Source organism: Gordonia sp. 11cp, from assembly GCF_057767225.1.
In genome coordinates this window covers 87,285-102,760 of record NZ_JBYLSD010000002.1, presented here as the reverse complement: position 1 = coordinate 102,760, position 15,476 = coordinate 87,285, and the positions used below count along the sequence as shown (strand labels likewise).

Sequence of the window (15,476 nt, the reverse complement as noted above, 5' to 3'; positions counted from 1 at the left end):
GTCCGTCGTAAGATTGACCCGCATCTAGAGATGGTGGGTGAAAATGACTGGGCTGGGTTCGCTGGAACGCGCAGTGATGGACGTGCTGTGGTCGGCCGGTGCGGCGATGTCGGTGCACGACCTAGTCGAGGAACTCCACGACCGCGAACCGGCCTACACCACAGTGCTCACCGTCGTCACCAACCTGCACAAAAAAGGGTTCGTCGGTCGAGAAAAAGTCAGCCGCGCCTACCGGTACTTCCCCATGCAGACCCGCGAGGAGGCCACCTCACGCACCTTGCGTCAGGTCCTCGACGCCAGCGGAGACTCCGCGGCAGTACTGATGCACTTCGCCCAGACCGTGACACCCGCCGAGCGGGAAGTGCTCACCGAATACCTCAGCCGCAAACCTCGCCACACCCGCGGCGGCGGCACCAAAGCCTAAGCCACAGAAACGTTCCAAGAGTCGAAATCCCGGCCCGACTACTCAACCGGCGCGCGCCCCTTGACTGCGGGAAGTAGATGCGCCACCAGCGCACCGGCCACACCCGCAGCGAAGGCCGCAGCACTCAGCGCCGACACCCAGTCGTGCACATCCACCGCGGTCAGCATCCGCAGCTCGACCTGATCACCGCGCCCGACTCCTGACGGGTCGGATGGCACGAGATCCGACGTTCGGAGCAGCATCACCAGCCAGAACGCGGCAACCGCCTCAAACATCACCACGGCAAGGCCCACCGCACGAGAGATCGTACGGGCAGGACCGCGCGGGCCGAACCGATCCGTACGCGGCACCTCGACACCGTCAGTCATGCCCACCACCTCCTCCGCACACTCGCATCACGCCCCACTTCTACTAACCACCTTCGTATTTTGTGGGAATCGGGCGTGGGCGCCGGGAACGAGGGCGTCGAAGCCATCACCGCGGGAGGCCGGCCGGGCCAGGCGGAAGACTATCGCGGCCACCAGACCGAAGATCGCGATCACACTGCCTGTGCGGGACCACCTCGGGGTTCGATTGAGCTCCGCCCTCAACGCCAGCTCGGCGATCGGATCAGCAGGCACCGCGCCAATCTCGATCGGCGCGCCCGTGGCGGCGAACACGATGAACACCCACATCGCCGAGGCCATCCACACGAGCGGGTCAACCATTACAGCCAACGACGTACCGTGCAGATGAACAGAAAACAGCATGAGCGCCCCAACACAGAGCATCACCAACACGATCGCCGACGAGAAATCGCCCTGGGGAGCAACCACCATCACGCCGACGGCCGCACTCACGGCCACCGCACACGAAACAAGCGCCCGCCACGCCTCCCCACCTCGATCCGGCTGGCGGGCAGCGGCGACACCACACGCTACGACCGCACCGAACAGTCCCAGGAGTGTCCCTTGGGCCACAATGTTTGCGATCACCACGCCTCCAACAGCCAACCTTGAAACTATGCTAGATAGTAGTTTAGGTGGGCTGGAGGGCGCTGACGGAGGGGGAGTAGCTCTATCTTCTTCGTCGGTGGGACCGCCGCCTGCATCGATGAGTTGGTCCTCGCCCCCGATTTGGAAGCCTGGGACATCGAACTCGACCACGAATCATGGCTCACGACGCGTTCAACCCGCTGCCACCCGCTACGCGCTGACTTCGTTCCTAGCCCGTCCTACCTCACGATCAACGTTTTCGCGACGTCTCCCCGCGGAGCTGTGACGGCTACGGTTAAGCAATGTCGTCGACGGGCGTTGTGCGGGTATGGCATTTCAGTAAAGGGTGGGGTGTGTTCGACTCACCGGACACTCCCGGCGGGGTGTACGCCGACGCTCAATCGCTCAGACTCCTAGCGGTAGCCGATCTGAACGATCCACTCGCTTCGATGGGTTTGCGTCCGGGGACGGAAGTCGAGTTCGTTTGGTCAGATGCTGCGGATGACCCGCTCGAAGGTTTGCGCTACGAAGTACAGCAGGCGTGGCCGATCGGCGTGGCCGCTACTCCGCCGTCGCCGCCGGCCGGGGCGTTCTCCACCAACTTTTGGACCAGCGAGGGTGACGCCGGCCCAGATGGTTTGACATCGATGCGCGAGCACCGCCACGAGCAACACTTCAGGTCCCCGCGATCTCTCGATGTTATGTAAGGAGCGCTTGAAAGATACTCTCCCCCAGTGATTTACAAGTGCCGATAATAGATATTATGCCAGGTAAACCTGTCGTGAGTAAGACTCATGTCTGGTTATCCTGACATCCTAGGTCTAGCTCGCCGCCCTCCCCTCCTATCCTGTGAGGAACGATCTTCGGTTGGGTGTGGCAACTCAGAAGAACGTCCCGCCACACTAGCAAAGTGCCTCTTTGCTGTAGTCACCGACGCGCGCCCACTTGGCGTTTGTGACTGCACACACTTCCTTCTGGCACCCTCGGCGACGTGGCCTGGATCAGGCGGCGCCGGTGGGCAACTGCGGGATGAGTCGCTGGTCGAGGGCGGGCAGTGCGGCGATGTCGGCCCAGGACACCGAGACGGTGTGGATGCGATCGAGGCAGGCGGTGATGTCGCGTTTGACCGCGGCGAGTTCGGGATCGTCGGCGCTGCTGCGGGCGAGTCGGGTGACGAGTTTGCTGAGGCGTTGCAGCGCGGCGCGTTCGGTGGGGCTGCGATCGTCGAGCCCGACGGCGGCGGCGTGGTCATTCGCGTCATGCCAGGCCGCCCAGGCGCGATCGGCTAGGGCCAGGGCGTGGTCGACGTCGTTGACGGTGGAGTGTTCGCCCAAGGCCTCGACGGCGGCCGCGAGATCGGCCATGGCGCTGGTGTAGGCGACGGTGGGACCAACAGTGCCGGTGGTGTCGTGCAGCAGAGGTTTGGTGAGGTACCAGGCTTCGGTGTCGAGTTTGTAGTGTCCCCACGCGGCGTTGAGGTCGTCGAGAGCGCGGGCTGCGTCGGCTCGTCGACGCTCCAGGCCCCCTGCGATGGCGGGGGATTCGTCGGAAGCGCCCTCATCCCGACGAGCGCAGGCTGTGACTGCGGCATCCTCGACGATGCGCGGCCATGCGCGGTTGGTGCGCCCTTCCGGTCCACGTTGGACCACGTAGTAGTGCAGCACCAACCCGTTGCCGAACGCGGCGAACGGGATGCAGCAGAGGAAGGCGATTTTCAGAACGACCTCGAGCGCAGAAGGTAGGACTACCGCCCAGTTGAGCAGCCACGCACCTGCGCCGACCGCACCGATGGCGCCGTAGCGGCCGATGTCTCCGAGTTCGCTGCGGCGTAGTGCCAGTTGCAGCTCGGTGTCGGTGAGTAGATGGTGTTCGAGATCGGCCAGCTCGGCGCTGGCGGCGAGTGTATCTATCCACCGCGCGATGTCATTGCGGGCTTCCGCTCGGATCACCCGGTCGTCTATGTCTGACGCGATTTCGCGTGCCACGCGAATCTGTTGGGCGAGGGCTATCAGTGCCGGGTCAGGGGACATACGGATGCGCTCGGCGATCCGTGCGACGAGCTGCGCACGGGCGGCGCTGGAGTCGATCCTGTTGCTACTCATGGTGGTGGCGGGATTGTTCATGGGATGCGCTCGATGTCGGGCGGGCCGGTGGGCCGCCGTCGGTTGCGCAGGGCGCGGCGTAGCTCGGCCCAGAACCCGAACAGGCCGAGTATCGAGACGTTGACGACGGTGCAGATGATCGCCATGAGGATGATCAGGATTGCATCGGTTACCTGATACTGGTCGGAGGCGATCGTGAGAACTGCGCCGGTCACGAGGCTGACGGTTGAGGCCGTCAGAAATGCGGCCGCGAGAAGACGCAGCCCTTGGCGACGTTGCGGGAATACCGAGTCGACGCGAGCCAGGGCGAGGACTCCGCCCAACTCCAGGGCGACGGCGTAATACAGGAAGGACCACACTGTGGACTCCTTCGTGATCGGTGGTGGTGATCGGTGGTCAGATGTCGCCGGTCGAGGCGATCGCGAAGGTTCGTGTGCGACGTGCTCGCAACCAGTTCTGGTCCTTGTTCCAGAGCGTGAGCACTTTACGGGCCAACTCGACGTTGTCGGGCTGGTCGTCGATCGAGCTGGCGAGCCCGGCGTAGAACGTCTCGTAGTCGAGGTTATGAGTGAGACGGACTCGGCGTCGACGGGCTCGGGCGTCAACGCGCAGGAGAGCCGCGAACTCACGGGGTGTCAGGACGCTGTGGGCCGAAGGCAAGTTCATGAGGGGATCTCTCCTCGCGGGGTGGGTGACAGTTCGCGTGGCCTTTGAGAGCAAACCTGTTGCTGGTCACTGATAAGTCCACATGGTGGTCTCCTGATGGTCTAGTTGAGCGCCAGCGTGCTGACCGTGGCCACGATGGCTACAGCGATGAGCGCGAGGATGGGGTTGACCATGCTTGCGGGCTGCCGCGGCGGCGGTGTCGGCCCAGGGTGGCGCCTGGTGAACTCTGCCTCGTGGCCGGCGGGTGCGAGCGGGGCGTCTGGATCGTTGATGCGCATACCGTGTGCGGCGAGTGCGTCGTACCAGGCGTCGTCATGCCAGTCTTCTGTGTGGCCTTCGGCGAGGGCTCGCTTCCGGGCGCGGAGTAGGCGTTGGAACCAACCGAAGTTGCCGATGGGGAATCTCCATAAGGCGATGACGGCGATCGCGAGGACTATGACGGCCACGTTGAGGGACCAGATCACCCAGTTCATGTTTCTCCTTGTAGGTCGAAGGGTCCTTCTTCGAGAGCGATTCGGGTGTTGTCTTTGTGTGTGCATAACATGCCGCACCGACGCCGTGGCGTGCATCGCGCGCCCGAATCGCCCGTCAGCTGGGTCATCGTTGCAGTTGCGGGCGCTTGGCCTGGGTGTCGAGTTGGCGTTGCACGGACTCGGCGACGAGCGCCCGGACCGGCGGGATGCGTCGTGCGCCGGCTTCGGCGATGAGTGTGGTGATGCGGTCGAGCAGGTTGTCGCGGTAGGCGTCGGTGATGGTGGGGTCGAGCGCCTGGTCGAGCAGTTTGCGTGCTCGGGTGAGTTTTTCGCGTTTGGCGGGTTGGAGGCTCAGGCCGGTGTCGCGGGCGTGGCGTGAGGCGGTGTTCCATGCGTCGCGGGCTGCCAGGGCGGTGGTGACGGCTCGCTCGGCGAGGTCTCTGTCCAGGGGCCGGGAGTCGTAGGCGGCGGCGCGGGCGGCGGTGTAGGCGTCGAGGAACGCCGCGGTGTGGGGGTCGTTGGTGTCGTCGAGGAGTGGGCGGGTGAAGAGCCGGTCTGCGAGGTCGGCGTGATAGGCGGCGTAGTCGGCGTCGATGGTTGCCGAGGACGTCGGCCGCCTTGGTCCATTGAGCGCGTGTGCTCTTGACGAGAACGTCTCGGCGAGAACGTGCTTGGCTCATTTTGTGGTAGGCGAGAACCGCGACAGCGATGACGATGAGGCTGGCCGCGACGGCTCCGCAGATGATCCACAGCGTCGTGTAGTCGGTGGGCGCCTCGGGTGCCGACGGTGTCTGCTCGATCGGGGTCTGCTCGGTCGGGGCGGGGGCCGGCGGCGTCGGCGCGGGGGGCGCGTCGGTGGTTGGCTGCCTGTCCTGATCCGGGTCGGGGCCGACCAGAGTCAGAACGGCCCCGACGGAGGAGAGGATGACACCGCCGATCGCAAGTGGAGCGACGGTGGCGGCGACTTCGCCCGTTTGCTTCGCGATGGCGGCCCGCAGGCCTGCCCCCAGCAGGATGACCACCCCGAGGATCGAGGCCCCCCATCCGAGGTCGGACGCCAGCTGCATGAGGCCCTCAGGGGCTTCCGGCTTGAGGGGGGTTGCGTCGGCCAGGACTCCGAGAGTTGTGAACTCCATTGTTCTACATCCCCTTTCGGTGATCGGCAGATGCCATGGGGGGAGTGAACTCAACAAGCCGCTGCCGGAATCCATCATCGAACGCCGAGGTCGGCGGGTAGTGGGCGAGGATCGCCGCTGCGGCGCTCGCCCGGGCGCTCGGGGTGATGCGGCGGATGGTGTGGTCGGCGGCAAGATAGCCCGAGGCTTGTTCGATTAGAGTGGCGCATTGGTGCATGTCACGGCCCTTTCCGTGGTGTGCGTCGGGTCCGTGGGTGTTCCAGCACCCACGGACCACTTTTGTTTCTGCCCGAGTCGGCAGCGAAGGTTCACCCCATCATCAGCGGTGATGGTTTTAGTCTACATGCGTGTGGGATATAGTCAACACCGTGGAGAGACTTCAGGAGCTGGGCAAGCGTGTGCGCGACGCGCGAACCAGCTGCGGTCAGACGCAGGCCGAAGTAGCCAAAGCTGTTGGCGTGCACCGAACCCACCTGTCGGCGATCGAGGCCGGACGCGAAAACATCACCATCGGAACGCTCTACCGGATCGCCGACCACTTCGGCATTGCCGCCTCGCACCTGCTGCCCGACTGATTCGGCGAGACTGTCGGACCTTCGTGAGAAGGTAACTGCGAGTCGACGACCTGGGACAACGCCGCACAGCAGGCAACAAACCGACGCAGGAGGAACCTGATGTTCACCGGATTGACCAACACCATCGTCAACCTCTTCACCCCTGGCGGTGAGTTTGGCGGTGAGTCGGGTGCCAAGGCCATGGAGGCTGGCTATCGGATGGCGATGTTCTATGTGGCCGGCGGACACGTCGCAATCGAAGCCAATGGACACAACGACCGGACAGGCGCGTGCTCGACGACAAGCGTGGAACGGTGTGACGGGACGTCCGCATCGCTAGCTGTACTGACCCGCCAGGTTGGGTACGCGGTCGGCGGGTGAGTTGCCTCGGAGTGCGGTGTGGCCGCGTTCGTGATTGTAGATGCGAAGGAACTCGGGGAAGGCTGCGACGCGTTCGGTTTCACTGAGGTAGGGACGGGCGTAGGCCCATTCCTCCTGCAGGGTCCGGTTGAATCGTTCGACCTTGCCATTGGTTTGCGGCCGGTACGGTCTGGTCCACTTGTGCTTAATCCCGTTTTCGTCCAACAAGTCCCGGAATACCCGGGACCGGTAACAAGAGCCGTTGTCGGTCATCACTCGCGCGGTGGTGACACCGATCGAGGCGAAGTGCGCCAACGCCCGAGTCATGAACGCGGTCGCGGTTTCCTTCTTCTCATCAGCGAGGATCTCGGAGTAGGCGTAGCGGGAATGGTCGTCGACGGCGTGATGCAGATACGCGTACCCCAGGTTCGGGCGGCCAGCAACTTTGCGGGTTCGCCCAGGCTCGCGGTGGGCACTGGAGTTGCGGGCGCCCTGGGCGCGGCCGTGTACGCGATGTCCACCTCCGTCGGGGATTCTCCCGAGCTTTTTGATGTCGACGTGGATCAAGTCTCCGGGCGCTTCACGTTCATACCGGCGGACCTCGCGCCGGCGGGCACGTACCGGCGCCCCGGTCGCCGGGTCGATCCACGACAACCGCAGGCATCGGTACCGGGTCAGGATGCGGCGCACCGTGGAGACGTTCAACCCCAGGTGAAACGCGATCCGGGCCGGCCCCCAGCGACGGGAGACGCGTAACCCGACGACCCGGCGTTCCCGGCGCCGGCGGGTGCGATGCGGACACGATCGGGGCCGGCTGGACCGATCACCCATCCCGGCCGGCCCCGATTCGCGGTAGCGATCCGCCCATCGCTTGGCCGTGGTGACCGACACGTTGAACCGGTTAGCCGCGCGGCGCAAGGGCCACCCATCTTCGACAACACACCGAGCCAGACGCAACCGGCCAGTCGGGGACAACGGTGAATTACGGTGAGACACGAAGACCTCCGGGTTGAGGAGCGGTTCCTAGACAGCTCCACACCTCACTCGGAGGTCTTCCCTATGTCACGTCGACTCGCCGAACGCCGTACCTAACGTCCCGGATCAGTACACCTAGTCGATGCGCTGGTCGTTCCAGGAGCGTCCTCGAATTGCTGGTTGGCGTATCGTTTCGTCACTGGTGACAAATTGTTCAGTGCAGCAACGGTTTTCGCCGATAATGTACCTTATGTCAAGTAGACCGCTGTGTATTGCATCAGATGCATCAATCCGGTCCCTCGACCGCGGTCTGGACGCAGGCACCAACATCACTGCGGGACCGCGACATTCGATCCCATTCGCTGGTCCCCTTCGGGTCACCTCGGACCACATGCCGCCCTGGGACACCCGACTCTTAGCTCGCTGACCAGTACAGTTAGCACCGTTGATGCATTGGATGAATCAATGATTCATCCAATGCATCACGAGCACGGGCCTGCGCGGCGGTGAACAAGGGGTCCCGGTAGTAATGGCGCAAAAAACAACGAAGTTCGCGTAGTGCCTGGTCAGCGGCGATTTCTCGGTTCGGGCTGCGGGCCGGGGTGGTTGGTGCTTGGCTTGTCTGCCGATGAGGTTGGTCGGCGTGTTGGAGGCTGGGGTTCGTGGCGACGCGGGTATTCGCGGACGAGGAGTTGCAGCGCCTGCGGGAGTTCCCGGAGATCAGTCGTGAGGAGTTGTTCCGGTACTTCACGCTGACCCCGGCGGATCTGGCGTTTGTTGCTCCGCAGGGCAGGGGCCCTGCGGTCCGTCTGGGCCTGGCGGTGGCGTTGTGCACCTTGCCGTGGCTGGGGTTCGTGCCGGACAAGGTGCCGTCGGCGCCGCCGGTGGCGGTGGCCCGGCTGGCGGATCAGCTGAATATCGATGCAGCGCAGCTTCGTTCGTATGGCAAGCGGGCGCAGACGCGGACCGAGCATGTGCGGCTGGTGGCCCAGTATCTGGGGTGGCGGCCTGCCGGGGCGATGGAGTTGAAGGAGCTGGATGAGTTTCTGCTGGCGCGGGCGATGGAGCACGATTCGCCGACGCTGTTGTTCCGGCTGGCGTGTGAGTACCTGATCTCGGCGCGGGTGATCCGGCCGGGCCCGGAAACGGTGGTCCGCCGGGTCGCGCACGCTCGCACGCGGGCGCAGCGGGAGACCTACGACCGGTTGGCGCGCGAGTTCACGCCGCAGCGGTGTAAGGAACTGGATGCGTTGCTGGTCGTCGACCCGTCGATCGAGATGTCGCGGTTGCGGTGGTTGTCGACCGGCCCGGTGGAGGCGTCGGCGACCGCGGTGAAGGCCGAGGTCGAGAAGCTGGTGTTCCTGCGCAACCTGGGCGCGGATGAGCTGGACATGTCGGTGCTGCCGGCGGAGCGGCGGCGGTTCCTGGCGACGGTGGGCCGCCGCTTGACGGGCCAAGCCCTCGAACGCCGGGATCCGCAACGCCGCTACCCGATTCTGCTCACCGTGTTGGCGCAGTCGGCCACCGATGTGCTCGACGAGGTGGTGCAGCTGTTCGATCAGGCGATCTCGGCCAGGTTGAGCAAGGCCGAACGCCGGATGCGCGACGAGCTGGCCGAGCGCGGTAAGGCCGGAGAGGATCGGCAGGGGTTGCTCGACGACCTGCTGGCGATCGTCTGTGACCTGCAGATCCCCGACGAGGAGATCGGCGGCCTGATCCGGGGCGATCGGATCGGATGGGAGCGGTTGCGGGCCGCGGTCGCGCAGGCCAAGCCTCGGCTGCCGCGCGATCACGGGCACCTGGCCGCTCTGGACAGCTCGTACTCCTACCTGCGGCAGTTCACCCCGCAGGTGCTGTCGACAGTCCGGTTCGCCGGCGGCACCGCCGCGACCGAGCTGCTGATCGGGGTGCACATGCTGCGGGAGCTGAACGCGACCGGTACCCGCAAGGTGCCCGACGACGCGCCGACCGGGTTCGTGCCGACGAAGTGGCGCGGCTACCTCGACGAGGCCCGCAAAGCCGGTAACACCACCGCCTATCGGCACTACTGGGAGCTGTGCGTGCTGCTGGGGCTGCGTGACGGGTTGCGCAGCGGGGATGTGTTCGTGCCGGGGTCGCGCCGCTACGCCGACCCGGCCGCGTACCTGCTGACCCCGCAGGCGTGGGAGCCGCAGCGTGACGAGTTCTGCCGCCTGGTCGGCAAGTCCGCTGATCCCGCTCGCGCGCTGGCGACCGCCACCGACGAGCTCGACGCCGCTATGGGCGAGTTGGAGAAGGTGCTCGCCGGCGGCGACGGGCCGGTCCGTCTCGATGAGGCCGGTGACCTGGTGATCTCACCGCTGTCGGCGGAGGATGTGCCCGCGGAGGCGACGGCGCTCAAGGCCGAGCTGACGGAGATGCTGCCGTTCGCGCCGATCGTGTCGCTGCTGATCGAGCTGGACAAACGCACCGGCTACCTGGACTGCTTCACCCACGCCGGCGGCAAACAGGCCCGCAGCCCGGAGCTGAAACGCAACCTCATCGCCGTCCTGCTGGCCTACTCCACCAACCTCGGGCTGACCCGAATGGCCGAGGCGTCGGGCCTCTCCTACGACATCCTGGCCTGGACCAGCGAATGGTATGTGCGGGAGGAGACGCTGCGGGCGGCGAACCTGACGATCATCGACTACCACCAAAGGCTGCCGCTGACCCCGGTCTTCGGCGCCGGCACCCTGTCGTCGAGTGATGGGCAACGGTTCCCGACCCGCGGCAAATCGGTCACCGCCAGAGCGTTGAGCCGCTATTTCGCGAACGAAGGACTGAGCACGTATACCCATGTCACCGATCAGCACGCCACCTACGGCACCAAGGTCATCGTCGCGACGAGACGCGAAGCTCACTACGTGCTGGACGAAATCCTCGGCAATGCAACGGATCTGCCGATCACCGAGCATGCGACCGACACGCACGGCGTCACCCTCGTGAACTTCGGGCTGTTCGACCTGCTCGGATTGCAGCTCTCGCCCCGCATCCGGGACCTGGGCCGGATCACCCTGTATCGGGCGGCGCCTCGGGCCCAGGTGGAGTCCGCGTTCCCGCACGCCGGGCCGCTGCTGACCCGCAAGCTGAATCTGGATCTCATCGCCGAGCACTACGACGACCTGCTCCGGCTGAGCGGGTCGCTGAAGTTCGGGCACGCCACCGCGTCGCTGCTGGTCGGCAAGCTCTCCGCGTCGGGCCGGCAGAACGCCCTCGCGGCGGCGCTCAAGGAATACGGGGCGCTGCGGCGCACGATCTACGCCGCCCGGTACCTGTCCGACCCGGGCTATCGGCGCAAGATCTCCCGACAGCTCAACAAGGGCGAATCCCTGCACGCGCTCCGCCGCGACCTGCTCTACGCGCACGAAGGCGCCGTGCGCGCGAGGCACCTGGAGGGACAGACCGAACAGGCATGGTGCCTCACGTTGGCGACCAACGCCGTCATCGCCTGGACCACAGAGTATTACGGGCTCTTCCTGATTGACGGTGCGTAGAACGGGTTCTACCGGGCACAAGATGTAGGTCGGGTTCGGCGGCGGCGAGCCGGGGATGCGGGCGGGTCCTGTGGTGTGAAGATGAAAGCTCCTACACCTCATCACTCACACCGACAGGACCCTCGTTGCAGCGTAGCGCCATTGCCGACACGATTTGCCGCACGATCGAACTCGGGGTGACGATCACCGATGCCGCTCTCGACGGCGAGGATCGCACACACCTGTTCTGCGAGGTCTTGGCCCCGAAGAGTAGCTGCCCGAGGTGCGAGCGGGCGGGTCGGTTGCGTGATCATGTCGATCGTGAGGTGGCAGATCTACCGATCGTGGGCCATCCGACCCGGTTGCATCTGAGGGTGCCGCGCTACGCCTGCGAGAACGGCGCGTGTGGTCAGGGCATCTTTCGCGCCGACATCTCGGCGATCGTCGCGCCGCGCGCGGCGGTGACGCGCCGCACGATCGCGTGGATTCTTCGGCGGATGATTCTGGACAAGATGAGCGTCTCTGCGGTCGCCGCGTCGGTCGGGTTGGGCTGGAACACCGTGAATGCCCTCGCGTTGCAGGCGGCGCGTACGGTGGCTTCGGCGCCTGGCCGACTCGACGGTGTCAGGGTTCTCGGTGTTGATGAGCACAAGTGGAAACATGTTCGCGGCAATGGTGATTCGAGTTTCGTGACCGTGCTGGTCGACCTCACACCGATTGTGGATGGGACCGGGTCGGCGCGCTTGCTGGATATGGTGGCCGGCCGGTCCAAAGCGGCGTTGAAGGACTGGCTCGATGCCCGCGATGACTCCTTTCGGGACCGGATCCGGGTGGTCACCATGGACGGATTCACCGGGTATCGCACCGCGACCGCCGAGGCATTGGATAAGGCGCGGGCGGTGATGGACCCGTTCCACGTGGTCCATCTGGCCGCCGAGAAGCTCACAGTGTGTCGTCAACGCGTGCAACACGATACGTGTGGGCACCGCGGCCGCACGGGTGATCCGCTCTACGGTATCCGCCGACCACTGCTGACCCGGATCGCGTTGCTGACAGACAAGCAGAAGGCCCGGCTACGTAGCGGGTTGGAGGCTCACGAGGAGCACGTGGCCGTCTCGGTCACCTACGCGATCTACCAAGAGCTGATCAACGCCTACGGCCAGGAGAACAAGCGTGACGGCAAGATCGCGATGTACAAGCTGCTCAAACGGATTCATACCGGCGTTCCGTCCGGGCTGGCAGAGTTGGCCCAACTCGGCCGATCATTATGGGCGCGGCGTGCCGAGATCTTGGCCTACTTCGACACCGGCGCCTCCAACGGACCCGTCGAAGCGATCAACGGCCGCCTGGAACACCTCCGCGGGATCGCGTTGGGCTTCCGAAACCTCAACCACTACATCTTGCGGTCACTCATCCACTCCGGCGGCCTCGCACAACACCTCGACGCACTCTGAATCAGGAAGAGCCGTATTACGGGCTGGCGACCGAACAGATGCGGCGGGCCGGGCGGCGCATCGACGACGAGGTGCTGACGCACATCTCCCCGGCCCACAGCGAGAACATCAACTTCTTCGGCGCCATCGAGGTCGACATCGACGCCGAACTCGCCCAGCTCGGCCCCACCGGGTACCGGCCGCTGCGCGTGCGGGACACCCTGTTCTGACCCGCAGCGCCGGCCCGGATCGGCGGCGGCGCGATCTAGCAGCAGGCGCTGGTTCCGGTGGTCGTGGTCGGGTCGGTGATCGCGTCGGCGAGGGGGCGGGCGAGCTGGTGGTAGGCGTCGGTGACCGGCAGCACCGTCATGCCTGGGAATTTCGCCTGCCAGTGGTGGGCGGCGTCGGAGGTGGCGAGGAACATCTGCGGGTTGCAGCAGGTGGCGCGGAGGTGACCGGGCTGGATCCGGTCGGGGTCGACGAAGGCCACCATCGCGGTGGCCGGTTCCAGGTCGCTGACCCCGGTGACGGGGTCGATGGTCAGGCGCACGGTGGTGCCCGTGATCGGGCAGTCGGATTCGATGCAGGCGGGTGCGCCGATGACGGCGGGGAAGATGAGGGTGTCGGGGGCACACCAGGTGTAGAGCTGGTGGCCACCGACGCTGAACCGGTGCGGGGTCGGGTTGAGGGTCAGGCCCCAGCCGACGATCCGGCCGGCCTCGTCGTATTCGACGTCGGCGCCGATCGGCGTCTGCGCGGGGTCGAGGTCGGGCACTCCCGCGGCGGCGGCGAGTTCGGTGACGGTGACCGGGGTGCCGTGGGCGAGCAGCCGCAGCGCGGCGCGCATCAGCGCCCGGTCCCGGCCGGCGGGCAGGATCTTGGCGAAAACGTCGGCAGTGAGGTTGTCGGTACTCATGGGATCGGACTCCTCGAGGGCGATCGGACAGTGACGGTGCCGACGGTAGGGTCTGTCCCCGGGGTGAGGGTCAAGCCCGTAGCTCGCATCCGCACGGGTCACCGGCCCAGCACAGGTCGTCGGTGGCCAGATGCGCACGGTGTGCGGTTTCGAAGGCGTCGATGCGGTCGAGGATCTGCTCGGCATCGGGCGCAGCCGCTGCCGCGACCGCTGCAGCAGCTCGGCGAGATGGGCGCCGACCGAACGGCCGTGGTCGTCACGGTCGGTGGAGGTGAGCTGGCAGATCTCGGCGATGGTGAGCCCGAGGCCGCGCAGCTCGCCGATGAACCGCACGCACCACTCCGCGTCGTCGGTGTAGAGGCGGTAGCCGGCCGGGCTGCGGCCCAGGGTGTAGATCAGGCCGAGGTCGGTGTACTCGCGCAGCGCCTTCACCGGCACCCCGGTGCGGGCCGAGAGGTCCCCGATCGTCATGTGTCCGTTCATCACTGCCTCCCGTCCGACGGCGTCAGCCTGCGCAGCAGGACAGTTTGGTGACGTCGGTGGTGAAAGTCTGCGCGGTCAGTTTCAGCGCTTCGGCCATGGTCAGGTACGGCGCCCAGGTGTGGGCGAGCCGGTCGACGGTCAGACCCGCGGTCATCGCATAGGTGGCGGCGGTGATCAGGTCCCCGGCGCCGTCGCTGAGGGCGTGCACGCCCATGATCCGGCCGGTGCCGGCTTCGGCGACGATCTTGACCAGGCCGCGGGTGTCCCGGTTGACCAGCGCCCGCGGCACGCTCGACAACCCCAGCACCCGGCACTGGCAGGCCAGCCCGGCCGCGGCGGCTTGCGCGTCGGTCAGTCCGACCGAGGCGATCGCGGGGCTGGTGAACGTCACGCGCGGCACCGTGGTGTAGTCCAGGACGCGATCGGCACCGGCCAGGGCGTTGTCGGCGACCAGGGTGCCCTGCGCGGCGGCCACGTACACGAACTGCGGATCCCCGGCCACGTCCCCGGCCGCCCAGATGCGCGGATTGCTGCTGCGCTGGCGGTCGTCGACCACGACCGCGCCCCGCTCGTCGACGGCGACGCCGACCGCATCCAGGCCCAGCCCGGCGGTGTTGGGGCGGCGGCCGGTGGCCATCAGCACCTGCTCGGCCCGCAGCTCGGTGCTGGCGCCGCCGCCGGTGCGCACGGTCACCACCTTGTGCCCGTCGTCGGCGAGGACCTTCTCGACGGTGGCGGCGGTGAGCACGTCGATGCGCTCGTGGGCGAAGACGGCCTCGAGCGCGGCCGAGATTTCCGGTTCCTCACCCGAGGTCAGCCGGCTACGCGCGATCACCGTGACCTTGCTGCCCAGGCGGGCGAACAGCTGGGCCTGCTCGAGCCCCACATAGCCCGCACCCACCACGATCAGCGACTCCGGCAGCTGCTGGAGGTCCATGGCGGTGGTCGAGGTCAGATACCCGGCCTCAACGAGGCCGTCGATCGGCGGAGCCCAGGGCGCGGCACCGGTGGCGATCAGATACTGGTCGGCCTCGATCACCCGTACACCGCCCTCGGCGCGCGCGACCCGCAGCACGGGTGCCTCGGCGCTGCCGTCGAACACCGCGGTGCCGGAGACGATCTCCCACCCGTAGTCGGCGGCCAGGTCGACATACTTCTCCGCCTGCAGCTGCCCGACCAGCGCGTCCTTGCCCGCGATCAGGGCGGGGAAATCCAGCGGCACCTCGGCGGGGGTGAGCCCGGGGAACCGGCCCGCCGCCTCGGCGGCGTGGCGGGCCTCGGCGGCGGCCAGCAGCGCCTTCGAGGGCACACACCCGACGTTCACGCACGTGCCCCCGACCGTCCCGCGCTCCACCATCACCACCCGTTTGCCGAGGTTGACCGCGGCGATGGCGGCGGCGAACGCCGCCGAGCCGGAACCGATGATCGCCAGATCGGCGCGGGAATCTGTCAAGGTCACGAGGGTGCCTCCTGGTCGGGCAACCGCTGA

14 protein-coding genes and 3 pseudogenes are annotated in these 15,476 nt (G+C 66.3%); 7 read left to right on the top strand and 10 right to left on the bottom strand.

Annotation, left to right across the window (positions count from 1 at the left end):
* Positions 1–43 precede the first annotated feature (43 nt).
* A complete protein-coding gene (locus tag AC3B6C_RS25300) occupies positions 44–424 on the top strand; it encodes a BlaI/MecI/CopY family transcriptional regulator (RefSeq protein ID WP_488376587.1) in 381 nt (126 codons plus the stop codon).
* Positions 425–462: 38 nt separating this feature from the next.
* Here the strand turns inward: AC3B6C_RS25300 and AC3B6C_RS25295 are convergent, their stop codons facing one another.
* The 6 genes from AC3B6C_RS25295 to AC3B6C_RS25270 all read right to left on the bottom strand — a co-directional run bounded on the left by AC3B6C_RS25295 (position 463) and on the right by AC3B6C_RS25270 (position 4,639).
* A complete protein-coding gene (locus AC3B6C_RS25295) occupies positions 463–792 on the bottom strand; it encodes a hypothetical protein (RefSeq protein ID WP_311278337.1) in 330 nt (109 codons plus the stop codon).
* A 27-nt stretch (positions 793–819) separates the two neighbouring features.
* Positions 820–1,263, bottom strand: coding sequence for a hypothetical protein (locus AC3B6C_RS25290; RefSeq protein ID WP_311278338.1), 444 nt, complete (start codon positions 1,261–1,263; stop codon positions 820–822).
* Between the two features lie 1,136 nt (positions 1,264–2,399).
* Entirely contained in the window at positions 2,400–3,500 is a 1,101-nt protein-coding gene (locus tag AC3B6C_RS25285; protein WP_488376585.1) for a hypothetical protein, read from the bottom strand.
* 17 nt (positions 3,501–3,517) lie between these two features.
* The gene (locus tag AC3B6C_RS25280; RefSeq protein ID WP_488376581.1) at positions 3,518–3,859 is read right to left on the bottom strand and encodes a hypothetical protein; all 342 of its coding nucleotides are present in this window, start codon (positions 3,857–3,859) and stop codon (positions 3,518–3,520) included.
* 37 nt (positions 3,860–3,896) lie between these two features.
* Positions 3,897–4,166, bottom strand: coding sequence for a hypothetical protein (locus AC3B6C_RS25275; RefSeq protein ID WP_058253459.1), 270 nt, complete (start codon positions 4,164–4,166; stop codon positions 3,897–3,899).
* Between the two features lie 101 nt (positions 4,167–4,267).
* Positions 4,268–4,639, bottom strand: a complete 372-nt coding sequence (locus tag AC3B6C_RS25270; RefSeq protein WP_058253460.1) for a hypothetical protein — start codon at positions 4,637–4,639, stop codon at positions 4,268–4,270.
* Positions 4,640–4,769: 130 nt separating this feature from the next.
* Between AC3B6C_RS25270 and AC3B6C_RS25265 the strand changes: the two genes are divergently transcribed.
* From AC3B6C_RS25265 to AC3B6C_RS25255, 3 genes are all read left to right on the top strand, one after another.
* Positions 4,770–5,018 carry a hypothetical protein gene (locus AC3B6C_RS25265; RefSeq protein WP_488376575.1) on the top strand — a complete coding sequence of 83 codons (249 nt, stop codon included), beginning with the start codon at positions 4,770–4,772 and terminating at the stop codon, positions 5,016–5,018.
* A gap of 1,104 nt (positions 5,019–6,122) precedes the next feature.
* Complete coding sequence (locus tag AC3B6C_RS25260) at positions 6,123–6,350, top strand: helix-turn-helix transcriptional regulator (protein WP_277244394.1); 228 nt, start codon at positions 6,123–6,125, stop codon at positions 6,348–6,350.
* Positions 6,351–6,449: 99 nt separating this feature from the next.
* Entirely contained in the window at positions 6,450–6,710 is a 261-nt protein-coding gene (locus AC3B6C_RS25255; protein ID WP_065629393.1) for a hypothetical protein, read from the top strand.
* On the opposite strand, the gene AC3B6C_RS25250 is transcribed toward AC3B6C_RS25255, so the two are convergent.
* Complete coding sequence (locus tag AC3B6C_RS25250) at positions 6,666–7,685, bottom strand: IS481 family transposase (RefSeq protein ID WP_488376573.1); 1,020 nt, start codon at positions 7,683–7,685, stop codon at positions 6,666–6,668. The genes AC3B6C_RS25255 and AC3B6C_RS25250 overlap by 45 nt on opposite strands.
* 641 nt (positions 7,686–8,326) lie before the next feature.
* Here AC3B6C_RS25250 and AC3B6C_RS25245 point away from each other — a divergent pair.
* The 3 genes and pseudogenes from AC3B6C_RS25245 to AC3B6C_RS25235 all read left to right on the top strand — a co-directional run.
* Positions 8,327–11,155 (top strand): annotated as a pseudogene (locus AC3B6C_RS25245) (Tn3 family transposase); the annotation flags it as partial.
* Between the two features lie 146 nt (positions 11,156–11,301).
* Positions 11,302–12,609, top strand: coding sequence for an ISL3 family transposase (locus AC3B6C_RS25240; protein ID WP_488376572.1), 1,308 nt, complete (start codon positions 11,302–11,304; stop codon positions 12,607–12,609).
* Positions 12,610–12,623: 14 nt separating this feature from the next.
* Positions 12,624–12,818: pseudogene (locus AC3B6C_RS25235) on the top strand (hypothetical protein); the annotation flags it as partial.
* Positions 12,819–12,853: 35 nt separating this feature from the next.
* On the opposite strand, the gene merB reads toward AC3B6C_RS25235, so the two are convergent.
* The 3 genes and pseudogenes from merB to merA all read right to left on the bottom strand — a co-directional run bounded on the left by merB (position 12,854) and on the right by merA (position 15,446).
* Positions 12,854–13,690 carry an organomercurial lyase MerB gene (gene merB, locus AC3B6C_RS25230; protein ID WP_367652617.1) on the bottom strand — a complete coding sequence of 279 codons (837 nt, stop codon included), beginning with the start codon at positions 13,688–13,690 and terminating at the stop codon, positions 12,854–12,856.
* Positions 13,575–13,975, bottom strand: a pseudogene (locus AC3B6C_RS25225) (MerR family transcriptional regulator). Before AC3B6C_RS25225 ends, merB begins: the two are co-directional and overlap by 116 nt.
* A gap of 34 nt (positions 13,976–14,009) precedes the next feature.
* The gene (gene merA / locus AC3B6C_RS25220; RefSeq protein ID WP_005195274.1) at positions 14,010–15,446 is read right to left on the bottom strand and encodes a mercury(II) reductase; all 1,437 of its coding nucleotides are present in this window, start codon (positions 15,444–15,446) and stop codon (positions 14,010–14,012) included.
* Between the last annotated feature and the right edge of the window lie 30 nt (positions 15,447–15,476).

What these genes read in the sequence shown, in the direction of transcription:
- AC3B6C_RS25295 (WP_311278337.1), bottom strand. Translation starts at nt 792, where the DNA reads ATGACTGACGGTGTCGAGGTGCCGCGTACGGATCGGTTCGGCCCGCGC.
- AC3B6C_RS25300 (WP_488376587.1), top strand. Translation starts at nt 44, where the DNA reads ATGACTGGGCTGGGTTCGCTGGAACGCGCAGTGATGGACGTGCTGTGG.
- AC3B6C_RS25275 (WP_058253459.1), bottom strand. Translation starts at nt 4,166, where the DNA reads ATGAACTTGCCTTCGGCCCACAGCGTCCTGACACCCCGTGAGTTCGCG.
- AC3B6C_RS25270 (WP_058253460.1), bottom strand. Translation starts at nt 4,639, where the DNA reads ATGAACTGGGTGATCTGGTCCCTCAACGTGGCCGTCATAGTCCTCGCG.
- AC3B6C_RS25255 (WP_065629393.1), top strand. Translation starts at nt 6,450, where the DNA reads ATGTTCACCGGATTGACCAACACCATCGTCAACCTCTTCACCCCTGGC.
- merB (WP_367652617.1), bottom strand. Translation starts at nt 13,690, where the DNA reads ATGCCGAGCAGATCCTCGACCGCATCGACGCCTTCGAAACCGCACACC.
- AC3B6C_RS25285 (WP_488376585.1), bottom strand. Translation starts at nt 3,500, where the DNA reads ATGAGTAGCAACAGGATCGACTCCAGCGCCGCCCGTGCGCAGCTCGTC.